Source organism: Nocardia sp. CA-120079, from assembly GCF_050955745.1.
In the GTDB taxonomy this organism is placed as follows: domain Bacteria; phylum Actinomycetota; class Actinomycetes; order Mycobacteriales; family Mycobacteriaceae; genus Nocardia.
The window spans coordinates 1,949,948-1,968,072 of record NZ_CP192088.1 but is presented as its reverse complement, the minus strand read 5'-3'; the positions used below and the strand labels follow the sequence as shown (position 1 = coordinate 1,968,072).

14 protein-coding genes and 3 pseudogenes are annotated in these 18,125 nt (G+C 65.3%); 6 read left to right on the top strand and 11 right to left on the bottom strand.

Annotation, left to right across the window (positions count from 1 at the left end; genetic code table 11):
* The first annotated feature begins 17 nt into the window (after positions 1–17).
* Positions 18–917: a sterol desaturase family protein gene (locus ACQPYR_RS09040; protein WP_433629877.1), complete on the top strand. Its 900-nt coding sequence runs from the start codon at positions 18–20 to the stop codon at positions 915–917.
* A gap of 46 nt (positions 918–963) precedes the next feature.
* Here the strand turns inward: ACQPYR_RS09040 and ACQPYR_RS09035 are convergent, their stop codons facing one another.
* Positions 964–1,770: a nuclear transport factor 2 family protein gene (locus tag ACQPYR_RS09035; RefSeq protein WP_433629874.1), complete on the bottom strand. Its 807-nt coding sequence runs from the start codon at positions 1,768–1,770 to the stop codon at positions 964–966.
* Positions 1,771–1,837: 67 nt separating this feature from the next.
* Between ACQPYR_RS09035 and ACQPYR_RS09030 the strand changes: the two are divergent.
* Positions 1,838–1,942 (top strand): annotated as a pseudogene (locus tag ACQPYR_RS09030) (3-oxo-5-alpha-steroid 4-dehydrogenase); the annotation flags it as partial.
* A gap of 19 nt (positions 1,943–1,961) precedes the next feature.
* On the top strand, positions 1,962–2,786 hold the full coding sequence (locus ACQPYR_RS09025; RefSeq protein ID WP_433629871.1) for an amidohydrolase family protein: 825 nt from the start codon (positions 1,962–1,964) through the stop codon (positions 2,784–2,786).
* Positions 2,787–2,897: 111 nt separating this feature from the next.
* Here the strand turns inward: ACQPYR_RS09025 and ACQPYR_RS09020 are convergent, their stop codons facing one another.
* Together ACQPYR_RS09020 and ACQPYR_RS09015 are read right to left on the bottom strand one after the other, a co-directional pair.
* On the bottom strand, positions 2,898–3,359 hold the full coding sequence (locus tag ACQPYR_RS09020; protein ID WP_433629868.1) for a DUF2231 domain-containing protein: 462 nt from the start codon (positions 3,357–3,359) through the stop codon (positions 2,898–2,900).
* A 195-nt stretch (positions 3,360–3,554) separates the two neighbouring features.
* Positions 3,555–4,796, bottom strand: coding sequence for a PucR family transcriptional regulator (locus ACQPYR_RS09015; RefSeq protein ID WP_433629866.1), 1,242 nt, complete (start codon positions 4,794–4,796; stop codon positions 3,555–3,557).
* Positions 4,797–5,123: 327 nt separating this feature from the next.
* Between ACQPYR_RS09015 and ACQPYR_RS09010 the strand changes: the two genes are divergently transcribed.
* Positions 5,124–6,446 (top strand): lipase family protein, encoded by a 1,323-nt coding sequence (locus tag ACQPYR_RS09010; protein ID WP_433629863.1) that lies wholly within the window; start codon positions 5,124–5,126, stop codon positions 6,444–6,446.
* Positions 6,447–6,579: 133 nt separating this feature from the next.
* Here ACQPYR_RS09010 and ACQPYR_RS09005 read toward each other — a convergent pair whose 3' ends face one another.
* The gene (locus ACQPYR_RS09005; RefSeq protein WP_433629860.1) at positions 6,580–7,164 is read right to left on the bottom strand and encodes a PadR family transcriptional regulator; all 585 of its coding nucleotides are present in this window, start codon (positions 7,162–7,164) and stop codon (positions 6,580–6,582) included.
* 84 nt (positions 7,165–7,248) lie between these two features.
* Between ACQPYR_RS09005 and ACQPYR_RS09000 the strand changes: the two genes are divergently transcribed.
* Positions 7,249–7,677, top strand: coding sequence for a nuclear transport factor 2 family protein (locus ACQPYR_RS09000; RefSeq protein WP_433629858.1), 429 nt, complete (start codon positions 7,249–7,251; stop codon positions 7,675–7,677).
* Here ACQPYR_RS09000 and ACQPYR_RS08995 read toward each other — a convergent pair.
* From ACQPYR_RS08995 to ACQPYR_RS08965, 7 genes and pseudogenes are all read right to left on the bottom strand, one after another.
* The gene (locus tag ACQPYR_RS08995; protein WP_433629856.1) at positions 7,647–9,074 is read right to left on the bottom strand and encodes a lipase maturation factor family protein; all 1,428 of its coding nucleotides are present in this window, start codon (positions 9,072–9,074) and stop codon (positions 7,647–7,649) included. The genes ACQPYR_RS09000 and ACQPYR_RS08995 overlap by 31 nt on opposite strands.
* A gap of 18 nt (positions 9,075–9,092) precedes the next feature.
* Positions 9,093–11,438 carry a glycoside hydrolase family 65 protein gene (locus ACQPYR_RS08990; RefSeq protein WP_433629853.1) on the bottom strand — a complete coding sequence of 782 codons (2,346 nt, stop codon included), beginning with the start codon at positions 11,436–11,438 and terminating at the stop codon, positions 9,093–9,095.
* Positions 11,435–12,199 (bottom strand): HAD family hydrolase, encoded by a 765-nt coding sequence (locus ACQPYR_RS08985; RefSeq protein WP_433629851.1) that lies wholly within the window; start codon positions 12,197–12,199, stop codon positions 11,435–11,437. The genes ACQPYR_RS08990 and ACQPYR_RS08985 overlap by 4 nt, the downstream gene beginning before the upstream one ends.
* Before the next feature lie 41 nt (positions 12,200–12,240).
* Complete coding sequence (locus tag ACQPYR_RS08980; protein WP_433629848.1) at positions 12,241–13,110, bottom strand: MurR/RpiR family transcriptional regulator; 870 nt, start codon at positions 13,108–13,110, stop codon at positions 12,241–12,243.
* 193 nt (positions 13,111–13,303) lie between these two features.
* Positions 13,304–15,496, bottom strand: a complete 2,193-nt coding sequence (locus tag ACQPYR_RS08975) for a hypothetical protein (RefSeq protein WP_433629845.1) — start codon at positions 15,494–15,496, stop codon at positions 13,304–13,306.
* A gap of 444 nt (positions 15,497–15,940) precedes the next feature.
* Entirely contained in the window at positions 15,941–17,500 is a 1,560-nt protein-coding gene (locus tag ACQPYR_RS08970; protein ID WP_433629843.1) for an FAD-dependent monooxygenase, read from the bottom strand.
* A gap of 134 nt (positions 17,501–17,634) precedes the next feature.
* Positions 17,635–17,872: pseudogene (locus ACQPYR_RS08965) on the bottom strand (dihydrodipicolinate reductase); the annotation flags it as partial.
* On the opposite strand from ACQPYR_RS08965, the pseudogene ACQPYR_RS08960 reads away from it, so the two are divergent.
* Positions 17,867–18,097, top strand: a pseudogene (locus tag ACQPYR_RS08960) (TetR/AcrR family transcriptional regulator); the annotation flags it as partial. The pseudogenes ACQPYR_RS08965 and ACQPYR_RS08960 overlap by 6 nt on opposite strands.
* Between the last annotated feature and the right edge of the window lie 28 nt (positions 18,098–18,125).

Sequence of the window (18,125 nt, the reverse complement as noted above, 5' to 3'; positions counted from 1 at the left end):
AGAGCGGAGGAGCCATCGTGATCGGTGCGCAGTTATTCATCTACGCCTTACCGGCGTTCGCCGTTTTCATGTTCGTGGAGTGGATCGACTATCGCCGCGATCCGGACCGCTCGGCCAACGGCCACTCCGGACGCGATATGGCCTCCAACGTCGCAACCTATCTGCTCGGCCGATTCCTGAAGCCGGTGCTGCAGTATCTGATTCCGTTCTCGGCGGTGGTGGTCGCGGCCGCGATCACTCCGCTGCACCTGTCGCCGACCACATGGTGGGTGTGGGTGCTCGGCCTGGTGGTCACCGACTTCTGCTACTACTGGGCGCACCGCGCCGACCATCGGGTGCGGCTGCTGTGGACCGCACACAGCGTCCACCACTCCAGTCAGTACTTCAATCTGTCCACTGCCATCCGCCTGCCGTGGGTGCACCCGGCAGCCACCATCGTGCGCGGATTCGCCTGGGTGCCTGCGGCTTTGATCGGCCTGCCCGCGTGGATGATCTTCCTGCTGCAGACCATCGGGCTGCTCTATCAGTTCCCGATCCATACCCAGCGCATCCGGACCCTGCCGCGCCCGATCGAATTCCTGTTCAATACCCCGGCGCACCACCGCATCCACCACGGTTCGAATCAGCCGTATATCGACAAGAACTACGGCGGCGTCTTCATCATCTGGGACCGGCTCTTCGGCAGCTTCGCCGCGGAGAGCGAACCGATCCGCTACGGCCTCACCAAGAACATCGGAACCGATAACCCGCTGAAGGTCAACTATCACGAGCTCGGTGCACTGATCAGCGATGTGCGCCATGCGAATACGTGGCGTGGGCGGCTCGGTTACATCTTCGGGCCGCCCGGTTGGTCCGAAGCTGCGCAGGCCGACGAGGTCATACCCGAACCAGCGCGCGAGGGATCGATCGCCGCTTAGCTTCGTCACGATGGCCGCGGCGGCTCACCATTGCCGCGGACCATCTCTATATCGAGTGAATGAATATGCGGATAGCGGTGATACGACGACTGTCAGGGGCGAAGTCGACAAAGGCGACACCTTGGGCCGAGTCGAGCCGGACGCTGGCGCTGACCGTGCGTCCGGCGGCGATCAGCTTGTCCCACTGCATATTCCGAGCCCGATTGGTGAACTCCTCCAGCGAAATCCTCGTTCCGGCCGGAAGTTCGACAACCGTGCGCTCGCTGAGCAGGCGACGGACGCGCGAGATATCCGTGGCCGCTGCGGCCGAGAACACCTGGGCCGCAGCGCGTTTGCCCGATCGGCCGATTCCGCGCAGCGCCTGCATCATGGCGAGCATGCCGTCGAAGCCCTGATTCGCGATCAGCTGTGGACCCAATTTCAGTGCCGCGCCGAGTCCAGGCAGTCCAGTGCGCAGTAACTGCACGATCATCGCGGCCAACTCCCAATGAGCGGCCAGCCGGGTGATCTTCCAGACGCCGTCTTCCTCGACGAGGTCGTAGCGCAGGTGCATGGGCACCGCGACGGTGGCGCCGGTCGACATGGTGGTGCGGATCATCAGGTCTCGGACCACGGTGGACAGGCTGACGAAGTCGTGGTCGACCCGGAAGGCGATGGTGTTCGGGCCGATGAAGGTGTCGTAGAACCGTTCGATCGCCGCGCGTCCGATATGCGGGCGGGAACCGACCGGATCATTGACGGTGGCATCGGCGGTGAACAGGTCGACCCAGGCCGCCTTGTCGTGGGCCGCCACCGCACGCGGTGACGCCTGAACGGCCGCGATCAGGTCCTTGGCTCTGGAATCCAGCGGCATGACAATTCCTCCTAACTACTGCGTCACATGGTAGAACATGTTCTAATTTCGGCGCCGGGGGTTCGGTGCGGGGAATCTGGTGCCGCGCGCATTCGCCACGCACAAGTGGTATCGCGAGAAGTTCGCCGACTATCCGGCCGATCGAAAGGCTTTGATTCCCTTCGTTATCTGAGGCGTCATACAGTGACGTGATGGCGATCATCGATGCGTGGGCCCAGCATCCGACGGTACGGCTGCTCCAGCACGAAATGCTGGACTCGCTGCGCCGCTGGACCGGCGACACCATCCCGGACCAGCCGCCGCCGGTCTCGACGACGCTCGCCGCCATGGACGCGGGCGGTGTCGAGACCGCATTGATCAACGCCTGGTACGGGCCGGAGGGCGTGCTGATCTCCAACGACGAGGTGGCCGGATTCGTCGCGGAATCCGGCGGGCGCTTGGTCGGCGTCGCCTCGGTGGACCTGCGCAAGCCGATGGTCGCGGTGCGCGAGCTCCGTCGTGCGGTCACCGACCTCGGGATGAAGGCGCTGCGGATCGTGCCATGGCTGTGGGGGCTGCCGCCGAACGACCGGCGCTACTACCCGCTCTACGCCGAATGCGTCGACCTCGGCATCCCGTTCTGTACGCAGGTCGGGCACACCGGCCCGCTGCGCACCTCCGAAACCGGCCGCCCGATTCCATATCTCGACGATGTCGCACTGGAGTTCCCCGAACTTGTCATCGTCGGCGGGCACATCGGCTATCCGTGGACCACCGAAATGATCGCGATGGCGACGAAATACCCGAACGTCTACATCGACACCTCCGCGTACACGGTGCGCAGATATCCGCCGGAGCTGGTGACGTACCTGAAGTCCCACGGCCGCGGCAAGGTCCTCTTCGGCACCAACTACCCGATGATCCCGCCACAGCGCGCCCTCACAGGCCTCGACGACCTCGGCCTGGACGACGAATGCCGCGACCTGTTCCTCTCCGGCAACGCCAACCGCATCTTCGGCCTTTCCAAGTCCGACTGACACCGTGGCGGTGGCACATCCGATCGCTGCGTCACACACGCTTCCGGCCTTTACGCGATACTCCCTGGATATGCGACCAAGCGAGCAACTCGGTATTGGACGCGCAAGGCGCTAATGCGCTTGGGCACCCCACACCGCGTGCGAGCCGGAGTCCCCCACTCGGTACACCTGGATGGTGGCCGCACCGCCTGCGGCAATCGCCAATACCGCAGCCAGCACGGTGATTACGCGCCCCACCGGACGTCCACGCTCGTCGCGCAGGTGGACGACGATGAGCAATGCCGTGACGAGCAGTAGCGGCACCACGAAGTAGATCATCGTGTTGCCGAGGTCGGCATGCTTATCGATGGCGGGGGTTCCGCCGAGTTCGTGTTGGAACCACTGACCTGCTTCGGTCGTCACCGGCGTCAGGGCGACAGTGATCGCGGCCAGGACCGTGACCAGCCAGATCAGCCGCCGACGAGCCGCAGGCCACACCGCCGAAAAGATGAGCAGCACCGCCGTCAGCGGCACGAAGACCACGATGAGGTGCACCAGCAATACATGGGCGGGTAACCCGTTGATCGTCGACATGAGGCAACTCCCGGAATTCGTGACCGCGGCGGCGGTTGCGGCCCAAGTATCTCCCTCACCTCACGGTTCAGCGCGGTACACGGTTCATCCCGGCACCGCGATCGGCGGCAGCGGTGCCGCCGCGGCGATACCCCAGCGCGGATCCCAGCCGGTCTCGATGCGTGGACCTGGCCTGATGTGCCCGCGCCGAAGCGATCAGTCTCCCTCGACAACCTCCGCAGCCGCACCCACCGGATAGAAACGATGCACCGTGAGCGCCGCCGCCAGCAGCCGCGAGCCATTGGGCTCACTCGGATCGATACCGGTGAGTTCGGCGACGCGCTTGAGCCGGTAGCTGAAGGTATTGGGGTGCACATGCACTTCGGCGGCAGCCGCTTTGCGATCGGACCCGTGCCGCAGATGTGCTTCCAGTGCCTCGAACAGGTGCGAGCGCAACAGCAGCGGGGCAATGCGGTCGGCCAGTCGGTCCCGCGCCGGACCCGGCCGGGTCAGCTGATACTCGAGCAGCAGATCATCAAGGTCGTAGAGTCCGCTCGGCCGGTTGAGCAACCGGGCCAGTTCGGCCAGATCGGTCGCCTCCTGCACCGCATGCGGCAGCAGATCCCGTTCGACCGCGCGACGTTCGGCCAGGAAGACATCAACGCCGAACTGTTCGGTGAGTTCGGCGGCCAGCCGCTCGTACTCCTTGGATTCGGATCCGCTTGGTAGCAGGGCGATTCCGGTCGTGCCGTCGAACGTGCTCAAGGCCTTGGTGCCGGCAATGCCGTCCAATGCCCGCTGCAGCACCCGGATTCGGCGGCGGGTGAGCAGATCGGCGACCACGATCGGATGGTCGTCCAGGCGGATATGGATGGCGAGCACCGTATAGCGTTCCGCGAGAACGACATCCGCGCGTGCCGCCAGTTCCTCCGCGGACTGGCCACGCAGCAGGGCCGAGCACAGCGCCCGGCGCGCCTCACGTTCGGCGTGGTAGATCGACTGCTCCACATCGGTATACGCCTCCACTACCGCGACATTGATATCCCGCAGCAGATCGAGCAGCCGAGCGCCGAAGGCGATCAGATCGTTCATATCCTCGGGCGTGGCCACCGCCGCCGCTTCCTGCAGGATCACCTGCCCGGAACCATGGACGGCATGCATCAACAGCCCCAACGGAATTCGGTCTTCGGCATGCCGCTCAGCCACCGGACCGACGAATTCGATCACCTCGGCCCCGGTGAACACCCGCTGCTCCTGGGTCGCGCGCAGGAAGGCCTGACCGCATCCGGCGATCGCGGGTAGCACCTCGCCGGTGAAATGCCCGTCCGGCAGATCCGCGGCCGGTGGCGTCGAGCCCAGGCCCGCCTCGAGCATGCGTTCGGCGATTTCGGGTAACCGGCGGACCAGTCGGGCGATAATCGGCGCGTCTCCGGACAGCGGGGGCAGAACAACGGACATGAGTTGCACGTTACCCAACGATGCCATTTATAGATAAATCTCGTAGCCGCTCGGTTTTTGTCTCCGAACACAAGATTTTCGCGGATTCTTCTCGCCCGCGTGCAGTGACAGCAGATCTCACATGACGGTGCTCACCTGCGCGTTCCCAGGTACTACCGGGTGACGTCGGTCACCGTCAACACCGTGGGTCGGAGAAAAACACCATACTCAATTGTGTTTCGGGGACAATTATTTTCCCACCCCCGTATTGCTACGTTGAGTATCGGTATTCCGGCGTCATTTCAAATAAAACACCGTGCCGGTGCGCCCTCGAAAGGATGTACAGGAATGAGCGTGCAGGCCGACGCCGGAAGGGAATCGGCGTACCCGATTGCCGAAATGTTTCCTGCTGGTCGGCCGCTACAGCCGGAGTTGGATCGGTTCTATCGGCCGCCCGCCGGATTCGCACGCTTCGCCCCCGGCACCATCCTGCGGACGCGCAGGGTCGAGCTGGCGTTGTTCGGCCGTGTACCACTGCGGTTTTCGGCCTGGCAGCTGCTGTACCGCACCAGCAACTTCCACGGCACCGCGGAGGCGGCGGTGACCACGGTGCTGCTGCCGTGGGGCGCCGACCCGCGCGAGCCGCGGCCGCTGGTCTCGTTCCAGTGCGCCATCGACGGCGTCAGCTCGAAATGTCTGCCCTCGTATGCACTTCGGCGCGGCGCGCGAGCACTCGGCTCGATTCCGCAGATCGAACTACCCGTCATCACCTACGCGCTGGCCCGCGGCTGGGCGATCTCGGTGCCCGATCACGGCGGGCTCGCCGGACATTTCGGCGTGCCGCGTGAACCCGGCTACCGATCCCTGGATGCCATCCGGGCGAGTCTGCGCTTCGTGCCGCTCGGCCTGAGCGAGGCGACTCCCGTTGCGCTGTGGGGTTATTCGGGCGGCGGCCTCGCCACGGCGTGGGCCGCGGAACTGGCCGCCGGATACGCACCGGAACTCGATATCGTCGGCGCGGTCGCCGGCTCACCGGTCGGCGATCCAGGTTCGGCCTTCGCGCGGTTGAACGGCACCTTCTTCGCCGGTTTCGCGACGGTGTGCGTGGCCGGACTGCGCCGCGCCTACGCGGATCTGGATCGCATCCTGCGTGCCCATGTGAAGACCGAATTCCTCGATCTGCTCACCGATGCCGAATCGCGGACCACACTGCATCTGCTGTTCCGCTTGATGGGCAAGAACGTCGACGATTACAGCCACCGCACCTTCGCCGACCTACTCGCCGAACCCGGCCTGCGGCGGATCATGGCCGATATCCGTCCCGGTGTGCAGGCGCCCGCCATGCCGATGCTGGTCATCCAGGGCGTAAACGACGAGCTCATCGCCGTCGACGACATCGACAGGCACGTTGCCCGCTACGCGGTCCGCGGCGCGCATGTGCGCTATCTGCGCGACCGCCTCAGCCTGCATATGCCGCTGCTGTTCATCGGCGCACCGGTCACCATGAACTGGCTGGCGGATCGATTCGACCATCGTCCATTGCCCGCGGCGGGCACGAAGACGGTGTGGTCGGTGGCCTTCACCAAGCGAGAGGCACTGGGCCACTTGCGTTTCGCCGTACTCTTCGTGCGCATGCTCGCAGGCAGACCGATCCGGCAGCTACATCGGTAGGCGGCGGGCATGACAGTTGTCATGCCGGGCCCGTGATGGTTGGCAGATTTGTCGCCGCCATACCATGGCCTGGCTCTCGCCGGTCCTGTCGGTCATCTTCTTCACCCGCTGATCGCCCTCAGCGTCCGCTTCGTCAAGCGCGCCCGCCGCGCCTGACTCCCACTACTTCCGCCGCCGGTCGGAGATATTCGGGGTCGGCGGCGAGGTCTTCCCAGAACTCGACATAGGCCTGTTCGTGCAGGATGCCGAGCCGGAGGATGCGCGCGCGGGAGACCGCACGCACCTTGTCGCTCGGATCTATATCGGTGTGCAGCGAGCGATACAGCTCGAGCAGGCGGCGATGCTCCGCGGCCTCGCTGTTCGCCAGGGCGACCACATCGCCCGGCGCGCCCAGATCCGCGAAGAAGAGCTTGAGCTGTGCCGGATCCCGGGTCTCGGCGGGCGGGCACTGCGGATCGGCGAGCCAGCGCTTCAGCTCGGCCCGGCCGGTATCCGTCAGATGGAAAAGTCGACGCCGCCGCCCGCCCTGCTCGGCCTCCTCGTCGAGCAGTCCTTGTTCGGCCAGGCGCACGGGAATCCGGTAGAGCTGCGCATGCGGCACCGGCCAGAAGTAGTCGACGCTTTCCTCGAGTCGAGACTTCAACTCGTAGGGCGTGAGCGGTCCGTGCCGGGCGATGAGTCCCAGCACGATGTGGTCCTGCGGCCCGAGATCCGCCATGCCTCCTCCATCTCATTGACACCGTCTCACTGAGACTATAGGTTAGTTCCATCGAGACCGTATCAATGAGACTATTAAGGAGTTATGGTGCGCGACTTCGGCATCACCCTGTTCGACGAATGGACCGCGATGTGGAACGGCGACTTGGCGCTCGCGGAAAAGATCATGGCCCCCGAATTCACCCTCCGCTATGCCCAACCGGGCGCGAGCGAGTACGACTCCATCCGCGACCCACAGACCTTGGCCGCCAAGATCGCCGAAGTCCGCGAGCAGCGTCCCGGAGTCCGCTTCATCACCCAGGGTGAGCCGGTCGCCGAAATGGACAACACCCGAACGGGATTCGTGGCACGCCCCTACGGTGCGGCACGCACCGGACCGGATGGCGAACAGATCGACATCAGCGGCACCGACATCCTGCGCATCGCCGCCGGGCTGATCACCGAGGTCTGGTCGGTCTCCGGCGGACCCGCCGGCCGCAGCTTCTACCGACCGAGCGCCATCGGCGGGAGGTAATCACCGATCAGGGTGCGCCGCCACAGCATGTGCTCCTGCTGGAGTTCGGCACGAGTTGCGAAGCGGTACAGGTAGATTCGCGCCCGCACAAAGGTCGGTGGCGAGTCGGGGAAGGGACAGCGGCGCAGTAATCGCAGCGTCGCGGGGTCGTTGCGCAACAGTCGTTCGACGAAGGCGAGCAACCAGCCGCGAGCGTAGGACGGGGAGATCGCGGCGAACCACATCAGCCAGTCCAGCCTGAGGTGATACGGCGCCCACTGCCGTGGCCATCGGCGTGGATCCCCCGGCTTACCCTTGAACTCGTACTCCCGCCACAGTGTCCGGTCGGTGATCTCCTCTTCGTCGGTGCCCTCGAACACCACCTCCTCACGGGTGCGGCCGATACTGCCGAACGCGCCATAGGTATTGACCAGGTGCAAGGGGTTGAAGGACGCATTCATTCGCTGCTGGCGCGAAAGCAGATTGCGGGCGGGCCAGTAGCTCAGCAACACCACCACGGCGGTGCACGCGAGCACCAGACCGGCGAACCAGGGCGGCGCCCCGGGCATCGACGGCGGATCCGGCACGGGCAATACCGCTTTCGCCGAGGACACATCGATCACGCTGGTGGCCAATACGATCGTCACCCAGTTCAACCAGGCGAAGTTGCCGGAAAGGACCAGCCACAGCTGCGTGACGATGATGAACGCGGCGGCCACGCTCGCCACCGGCTGCGGTGCGAAAAGTCCCCAGGGCACAACGAGTTGGGCGAAATGGTTGGCCGCCACCTCCACCCGATGCAGCGGTTTGGGCAGGCGGTGGAAGAACCAGCTCAGCGGGCCGGGCATCGGCTGGGTCTCGTGGTGGTAGTACAGACAGGTCAGATCGCGCCAGCAGGAATCGCCGCGCATCTTGATCAGACCGGCGCCGAACTCCACCCGGAACAGCAGCCAGCGCGCCAACCACAACACCAGCACCGGCGGCGCGACTCGATCATTGCCGAGGAAGATCGCCAGAAATCCGGCCTCCAGCAGCAGCGACTCCCATCCGAACGCATACCACGCCTGCCCCACATTGACGATCGACAGGTACAGCGCCCACAGCACCGCCCACATCAGCATCGCCGCCCACAGCGGCACCAGATTCAGCGCTCCCGCCACCACCGCGGCCGATAGCGCGGCACCGGACCACGCGATCACGGCGAAGAACCGGTCCGAATAGTGGAAATGAAAAATGCTGGGCGCCCGGCGAAATTCGACCCGCCGGACGAATCGGGGCACCGGCAACATCCCCTTCGCACCGATGAGTGCCCGGAATTGCCGCGCCGCCGCGACGAAGGCGATCAGATAGATAACGGCCAGACCGTGCTGGAAAACCAGTCTGCCCAACCAGTACTCGGATTCGGTGAACGATGGCATGACCGCTCCTTCGTACCGCTACCCCCGCCGATACGGTGCCCGTCCCTCGGGTAGCAACGGCTCGGGTCGATCGGATTGCCGCGGAATCGGCAGCGTCACCGCGATGTCGCCGAGCCTCGTGTAGCGACCGTGGTGGCGCAGGACGACCGAATCTCCGGACAGCAGTCGATAAGTCGCGGAATCGCCGGTGATATCGACGGCTATACCACTGCCGCGCCAGATGATCCGGAAGGCCAGGCGCTCGATATTCGCGGGAAGTCGTGGTGCGAAACTCAATTCACCACCGTGGTCACGCATGCCGCCGAAACCGAAGACGCAGCAGAGCCATGCTCCGGCGAGTGAGGCCATATGCAGGCCGTTGGCGACATTGTGATGCAGATCGTGCAGGTCCGTCAGCGCGGCTTCGGCGAAATAGTCGAAGGCGAGCGAGAGGTGGCCGACCTCGGCGGCCATAACGGACTGGCCGGCGGCCGACAGCGAGGAATCGCGGACGGTCAACGCCTCGTAGTAATCGAAGTTGCGTGCCTTCTGCTCGGGAGTGAAAGCCTTGGGGCACAAGTACATTGCCAAGCTCAGGTCGGCCTGCTTGACGACCTGCTTGCGATACAGGTCGAAGTACGGGTAATGCAGCATCAGCGGATACTTCTCCGGCGGAGTCGCGGCGAAGTCCCAGCGGGCGTGTTCGGTGAAGCCCTCGGATTGCTCGTGCACCCCGAGTTTCTCGTTATAGGGCAGGTACATACATTTGGCGCGGTCGCGCCAGCCGCGGATCTCCTCCGCATCGACTGCCAACTGCTCGGCGATATCCGGTTGACGCACACAGGCTTCGGCGGCTTCGTCGAGGTTCCGCTGCGCCATCAGATTCGTATAGATGTTGTTGTCGGCGAGCGCGGAGTATTCGTCGGGGCCCGTCACGCCGTCGATCCGGAAGTTCACCGCCGTGTCGTAATGGCCCTGGCTCACCCACGAGCGCGCGGTCTCCACCAAAAGCTCGACACCGCATCCTCTTTCGAAGTGCTCATCACCGGTCGCGCCGAGGTATCGGACCACCGCATCGGCGATATCGGCATTGACGTGCACCGCCGCCGTACCGGTCGGCCAGTAGCCGGAACCCTCGTCGCCGTTGATGGAGCGCCACGGGAACATCGCTCCGGTATGGCCGAGTTCGTGTGCGCGCCGACGGGCCCGGTCGAGGGTGGCGTGGCGCCAACGCAGTGCGTCGCCCGCGGCCACCGGCACCGTGTAGGTCAATACCGGCAATACGAAAGTCTCTGTGTCCCAGAATGAATGGCCGTCATAGCCCGGCCCGGTCAGGCCCTTGGACGGTATCGCACGCGTCTCACCGCGTGCACCCGCCTGTAATACGTGGAACAGCGCGAATCGGACGGCCTGCTGGAGTTCGGGATCCCCGTCGATCTCGATATCGGCGGTGGACCAGAAGTTGTCCAGGTACTCGCGCTGTCGGGCCAGCAACGTATCCCAGCCGGTCTCGAGGCCTGCCGCCAATGCCGCGTCCACCTGGGCCCGCAGCGCCGGTACCGAGCGTCGACTGGACCATCCGTAGCCGAGATACTTCGTCAACCGCACGCACCGGCCCTTCGCGACATCGACCGCAATCGTCAAGCGCGCCAAGTCTTCCTCGGCGTGCACACCGCAGCGCGGGGTCGCGTCGACCTCGAGTTCGTGGTCCATGGCCGCGGCCATGTGCAGCCCGGAGCGCCGGGTGTGGTGCACGAGCACCGCGGCGAAATCACGGGCCGCGCAGAAGTCCGCCACCAGCGGGCGGTCCAGCGCCGCGGCGAGCCGAGGATCGTTGTGCGCGGTCGGAACCGGTTCATTGGCAAGCAGATCCGATTGGATGACCAGCTCGAGATCGTCGTCGAGCGGCTCGACCTCGTAGCGGATCGCGGCCAAGGCGCGTTCGGTGAACGACACCAGGCGCTCCGAGCGGATGCGCACGCACCGACCGGTCGGCGAGGTCCAGACCGTGTTGCGCCGCAGCGTGCCGGACCGGAAGTCCAGCACCCGTTCGTGTTCGACGGCCTCGCCGTAGCGCATATCCATCGGCTCGTCCTCGACGAGCAGCCGGATGATCTTCCCGTCGGTCACATTGACGAGGGTCTGGCCCTCCTCCGGATAGCCGTATCCCGCTTCGGCATAAGGCAATTGGCGATTCTCGTAGAAGCCGTTGAGGTAGGTCCCCGGCTTGCCGACCGGCTCCCCCTCCTCAAAAGTTCCGCGCAGCCCGAGATGTCCGTTGGCGAGTGCGAAGATCGACTCGGTTCGGTGCAATGCCTCGAGATCCAGTCCACACCAACGTAAGTGCCATGGCGCGATCTCGAAGCCACGGCAGTCGGTAGTCATTGCGGTGGCCCGAGCTCGGCCAGATCGGTGACGACCACATCCGCACCCGCCCGACGCAATGCCTCGGCCTGCGTGCCATCGCGCACTCGATCGACGCCGACCACATATCCGAAGTCCGCGGCCCGACCGGCCCGCACCCCGGCGATGGCATCCTCGAATGCCGCGGCCTGTTCCGGCTTGGCGTCCAGCGCCTGCGCGGCCGCCAGAAATGGGTCCGGCGCGGGTTTGCCCCGCAGACCGCGGCCGGCGATCTCGACCCCGTCCATACACACATCGACGAACCGAGTCAGATCCGCGACCGCCAATACCTCATGGGCATTCGCCGAAGCGGTAACCACACCCGTTCGTAGCCCGGCCGCGCGTGCCCCGTTCAGATAGGTCAGCGACCCCGGATAGACGTGCACCCCGTCGCGTTCGAGGAACGACAGCAGCAGCCGATTCTTCCGATTACCGAGCCCATGCACGGTCGGCTCCCCCTCGGCCGCATCGGGTTCCCCCTCGGGCAGTGTGATCCCGCGCGACTTCAGGAACTCCCGGATACCGTCCGCCCGCGAGCGACCGTCCACATAGCCCAGATAGTCCGCATCGGTGAACGGATGGAACGGGCCGGGGCTGCGACCGGCCAGAAACTCGTCGAAGACCGCCTTCCACGCCCGCCGGTGCACCGCCGCGGTATCGGTCAACACACCGTCGAGGTCGAACAGCGCCACCGAGATCGTTTCGGGCAATCCGAGCCCCCGGAGATCATGGCTTGGCGTCATACCCCAGCGGTACCCGGGGACAGCACCGGCAAACGGCGCGCCTAGTCGAGCAATTGATCGTCGAGGATGTCGGTATCGGTGCCGACGGATCCCAGGCGCATCGCGACGGCGGTGACCAGGGCGTGCACCAGGGCGGTGAAGGCGGTCAGGGACCGCAGGACGGTGAGCGAACCGGTCCCGGCATAGAAGGTCACATCGGCGATGCGGGCCAGCGGGGAGGACGCGTCATCGGTGAGTGCGATGGTGGTGGCGCCGCGGCGGCGTGCCGATTCGACCGCACGCACGGTGTCACTGCTGTAGCGCCGGATCGATACCGCGATCAGTGCGTCGCCGGGTTCGATATCGCGCAGTTCGTCGGTCAGCACCCGGGCCGTCGCCCCGAGCTGGCGGACCCGGTGGCGCACCAGCTGCAGCTGGTAGGTGGCGGCATAGGCGATCGCCAGACAGCGCCGCAGCCCGATGACGTGCACGGCCGAGGCATGCGCCAGCGTCTCGACGGCCCGATCCCAGTCGCCGCGATCGATCCGCGCGAAGGTACGGGACATATTGTTGGCGTCGTATTCGGTTATCGCGGTGAAGAACTCGTCGTTCGAGCTCGGCGGCGGCGCGTCGGCGGGTCTACGCACCAGATACGCCTCGGCGGCGAGTTGTCTGCGGCAGAGTTCGACCAGGCCCGGATAGCCGGGTAACCCCAGCATGGTCGCGAATCGCACCAGCGAGGAACGGTGCACGCCCGCGAGTTCGGCGCTCCGGCCGATGCTGCGGAATGCGGTTCCCTCCGGGTCGTCCAACACCAGCCTGGCTATGCGCTGTTGGCCGTCGGCCAGTTCCGGAAGGCGCTGCTGGAGGAGGGCGCGTAGTTCCTGATAGGTGGTGGGAGCGCTGTCCTGCACGGTGAGCCTCGCGGTCATTCGGGGTACTCGAACGATAGGCCGCCACCATAACTGACGGCCCGTCTGGTTCTAGTGCCCCCGGGCAATCGCGTTCAACCCACAGGCTTCTCGAAGTTTTGGGTCTATGCGAACGGATCTCCTTGTCGAGTGGCGAGGTTGCGTGCCGACAAGCCCGCCCATGGACCATTGACCAGGCCATCGGTGGGCCCGCCTACGAAGACCATGGGTTGGGTCCGCCATTCGGATCGAAGCTGTTGAAGTTGGCCAGACGCCGGGTCGACCGCTGCAACGCCTCGAGAAGAATCGGGTCGTCCTGGTGGTGGTAGTAGTTCGTGGCCGCCGTCTGGTGGTCGAGCGCCAGTTGCCGTCCGATGTGTTGGCGAACGTCGCGCCCGGCGTTGCGCCATTCGTCCGGGGTGATGGTTCTGAGCTGATGTTCGTCGCTGTTCATGACCCGCTGCACAAACGCGTGATTGGGATCTACCTGGTTCATCGGCGCGGTGGAGTGCCGCACGAAGTTGTCCGCAGCGACGACGGCCTGCGACGCGAATGCCGGCAGCGCGGCGACGCCTTGGTGGTTCTCCACCGCGTACCCCGCGGCGAGCGCCTTCTGTAAGGGCGCGAAGCCGTTCGGGTTGTAGTCCTTCATGCTGGCCTTCTGGACGGCCAACGCGCGCTGGGCATCGATCACCTGCTGATCGGTCGCACCCATCGCCAGCAGAATCGGCGCGACCATCGAGTCGGGGACCTTGCTGTCGCCAAGACCGTCCAAAACATTTCCGACACCGAGAGCGGACCTGATTCCGCCGTCGATTCCATCCAACCGCCCGGCGGCCTTGACTCGCCAGTTCCCGCGGCCGGCGTGGTTGTACTCCTGCAATTGCCGCACCATCGGCGAGACGGCGATGTTGTTGAGATCCATCCGCTTCTTCCTGCGCGAGAGCGGGTTCAGCGGGCCCACCGTTGCACCGAGGAGCCACGCGGTCGCGGGCGACGCATTGATCGTGTTCAGCATGCCCAGCCCGGACATCAACCCGCCGTGCAGCGAACCGCCGGCGCGAGCATCACCCATGCCGAGGGCCGATCCCCCGCCACCTCCACCGCCGGGGCGCGCTCCAGACCCCTGAATCGCCAGCGCGAACCGGTTGGCGATCCAGTCATTGCCCCGGCTGAGGCTGCGGTTCAGCCGTTTCAGCTGGGAGATGGCGACGATCTCGACGGTGCCCGCGATGACGATCACCGCCATGGTCTGCCCCTTCGCCTGCGCGAACAGATTGCCCATGAACAGCACGTAAATGCCGAGGAAGATGGTGTAGGCGGTCATTCGGCCCGCGGCGACAAGGCTGTCGACGAGATTGCGGACCAGAAAGGTCTGCGTCGGTCCGTAGACGAATCCGCCTGCGGCGAAACCGAATATCGACATGAACCCGTGGTAGATCGCGTCCAGTGCGGCCTTGATGATCCTGATGCCGAGCACCACCGCGAAGACCAACAGGATGCCGCCGCAGATCAACAGCATCAGACCGGTACCGACCTGACCCATGGTCGGATTCTGTGCCTTGGCGTAGGCGGCGGAATCACCGCAGCTCTGCATGCCCTTGCGGACCCGTTCGTCGTCGCCCGCGGTCATCCCCGTGGACCAGACCGACCGGCAAGCCGGTTGCTCGTCGACCACATGCCCGAAATTCCACACCTGCACCGGGCGGCGGGCGAAGTTGTCCGCCAGATCGCGCTGCATGGTCGTCACCAGTTGGTTCGGATTCGGGTTGTTGTTGCCGTTCAGCCCGGCCGCCACCGAAATTCCCAAATCCCTGCCCTTGGCGAGCAATCCGTCCGAGGACAGCACATCGCCGAGTGGTTCGGCCAGGAATATCGGACCGAGCACCGCGACACCGAGCATCGTGACGATCTGCAGCACCGCCTTGGCGTGATAGCCACGCAACCAGAACCAGGCGACGCAGAACGCGCCGATCGTAGCGGCGGTGATCAGCAGCATCGGGGTCGCGATCTGACCGGTCAGCCGGTCCGCGACGCCGGTCAATGCCGAGCCGAACATATTGAGCCACTGGAAGCTCAGCGCATTGCCGATCAACCAGATCGCGGTCGTCACGATGGCGATATAGCCGATGAATTCGAAGCCGAGGATCGCCCAGAGGATCGTCGAGCCCGGGTCCAGCACCCCGCCGCGGTCGGTCGCGAAGGAGTAGTTCGCCAGCGGCACCCCGGACGAATCGCGGATATGCATCCAGCTGAGGCCGTCGATTTCGGAGACACTGCTGCCGGTCGCCGCGGACAGGTACTGCGCATTGGCCACCGCGCCGACGATTCCGGGAAAGACGAATAGGACGAGGATGACGGCCAGCACCCAGCCGAGGCGTCGCCGCCAACGAATTGCATGGGACATACCGGGGCGCGGACAGCACCCCTTCGGATCCTCGGATCCCCACCTCGGCCGGACCGGCCGCCTCTTCGACCGTCTGGCCATACCCCTCAGCATGACGCAACTATTGTTGCGTGGCAACACTTTTAAGAAACCATTTGTTCACCTAACGTCCACTTCCCGCGGTTCCTGACGACACACCGGTGAAGGCGCCGAGTGAAGTAATCGCCGAAACCTCCACCATCGACGATGAGCACATGAAGGCCGCACTCCTGCGCCGCCTGACGGCCGTAATCGCGCTCAGCACACCGCTTTTCGCCGTCACAGCGGCCGATGCGCGAATAACGAGCCAAGCTTCGACATCGCACGTAGCCAATGCACCCTGCCGTGACAGCCGCCTGGCCGCACGGTTCGCCACTTCGCCGCTAGCGGGAAATAGCGGGAGAAGTGTTGCGGGACAATGGATAATCAGCCGGGCTGATCGGCGGGAACCGGCGTTTTCACGGGTGCGCCGAACCAGTCGGCGAGCGCTGCGCGCAGCGCGGGCTCGGCGGTGTCGGTCGGCTCGTCGACGGTCGCGGCCCAGGCGACGTAAGCGTCCGGGCGGATGAGCAGAGCGTCGGCTGGCCGGTGATCGGTTTCGGCGGTGTGGATTTCGACGCGATGCTGCCAGTCGCGGGCGATCTCACGCAGCTCCGGTCGGTCGGCGAGGACCAGCAGGATCGGTCGTGCGGTGTGCATCAGTTCCGCCACGCTGGTGGCGCCTCGGTCGGTGTAGAGGGTGAGGTCGGGTGCGAAGGCACCGGTCAAGGGATGTTCGTTGGGGTTGGGTAGCGGGTAGCGGATGTCGGTGCCCGCGATGAGGGCGCCGACGCGGCGCAATGGCTGCTCGTCGAGAAGCAGTTCCTGGAAGACCTGCCTAAGTGCTTCGGCGGCCGGGTCTTGTCCCCGCCGCAAGGCCACCTGGGCCCGAGTATGCAGCAGTGTCCGCGTGCCGGCGAGGTGGCGTTCCTCGTGATAGGTGTCCAGCAGACCGTCCGGTGCCCAGCCCTCGATATCGGCAGCCAGTTTCCAGGCCAGGTTGACCGTGTCGAGCATGCCCGCATTGATCGCCACACCCGTGGCGGGGAACAGGTGCGCCGCGTCGCCGGCCAGCAGGATCCGCCCGGCGCGATACCGTTCGGCCAGCCGATCCTTGAAGGTGAAGCGCGACAGTCGAATCGGTTCTCCGAGCGGAAGATCCGCGCCGAGCACCCGGCGGACACTGTCCTGGAACTCGGTCAGAGTCATCGGTTCGTCGTCGTCGTATTCGGTGGACTCGTCCTCCATGGTGAAGAGCCCGAGCAGTTCAGGGGTGGTCGACCCGTTCGCGAACATACCGCGATCTGTCTGCGTGAAGCCCGCACGGATCCGGCCGAACCCCGGGACCTCGAGGTCGCCGTTGTCGAGCACGGTCACCGAATCGTGCACGGCAACCTGAACCAGCCGGTTGACCTCCGGATACGTGGTGCCGGGGAATGCGATGCCCGCCATATCGCGGATCCGGCTGCGCCCGCCGTCGCAGCCCACCAGGTATCGGGCGGTCACTCGATACGGTCCGTCCGGCCCGTGCACGTCCGCGGTGACCGTGGCGTCATCCTGGCTCACCGCGACCACCTCGTGTCCGCGGTGGATGTCGACGCCCAGTTCAACGACCCGTTCGGCGAGCACACCCTCCAGCCGATGCTGTGCCAGCGGCAGCGCGTGCAGCGGTGGATCCGGCAGGCGCGTCAAGTCCACGTGCACGCCACCGAACGGGAAGCGGGGAGCCGGGATAGGGTCGGTATTGGCTGCTTCACAGCGTTCCAGCAGGCCGCGGTAGCGCAGCAGTTCCAGGATCCGCCCGCCGATACCACCGGCCTTAGGGATGTCCCGAGGCTGCGGCTTTCGCTCCAACACCAGCGGTCGCACACCGCTCAGACGCAGCTCGGCGGCCAGCATCAATCCCGTCGGGCCCGCACCCACGATGATCACATCGGTGTCGGTCACATGCATTCGGTAACTTCCCATCTCACGCCGGTTCTGGCCTCGGCCAGCGATTCTGCAGCACGACCCGGGTCTTGCCGCAACCCCCCGGATGCGTTATAAGTTGAGAAGGGAAATGAGTGGGTGCGCCCCGTTTCCTAGTCGCGGGGGTTCTTGAATCGACCGGCGAATCCGCGCAGCGGGAGGTCCGCACTGGTCAGCAGTCCCGGCGGGGCGGCGACGACAACGGCGATCGCGTTGAGTGCGGGCAAGCCGGTGACGGTCACGCCGATCGAGGCGAAGTTGGCCGGATGCGGGGTCATCTGCCACTCCAGATGCGTCTCGATCCCGCGCAACGCCGTCGACCATGCCCTGGTACTTGATGTGATTACCGCCGCCGAACTCGCATCCTGGGGCCAGGGTTGGCTCGAGACCTGCCAAAACGCCTTCGCAGACCTCGGCGTGGCCCCTTCGCGCCTGGAGGAGATCGCAGCGCTCATCCCGGGCGCAATGCGCGGCATCAACTCCGAACGCCAACTCGGCACCTACGCCGACCTCGACAAGGCCCGGCGCGGATTGACCAACGCCATCGTCGCCTACCTCGAACGATCGGCCGTTTGATCGGTCCCGAGCCGGATCAGGGGGCGGC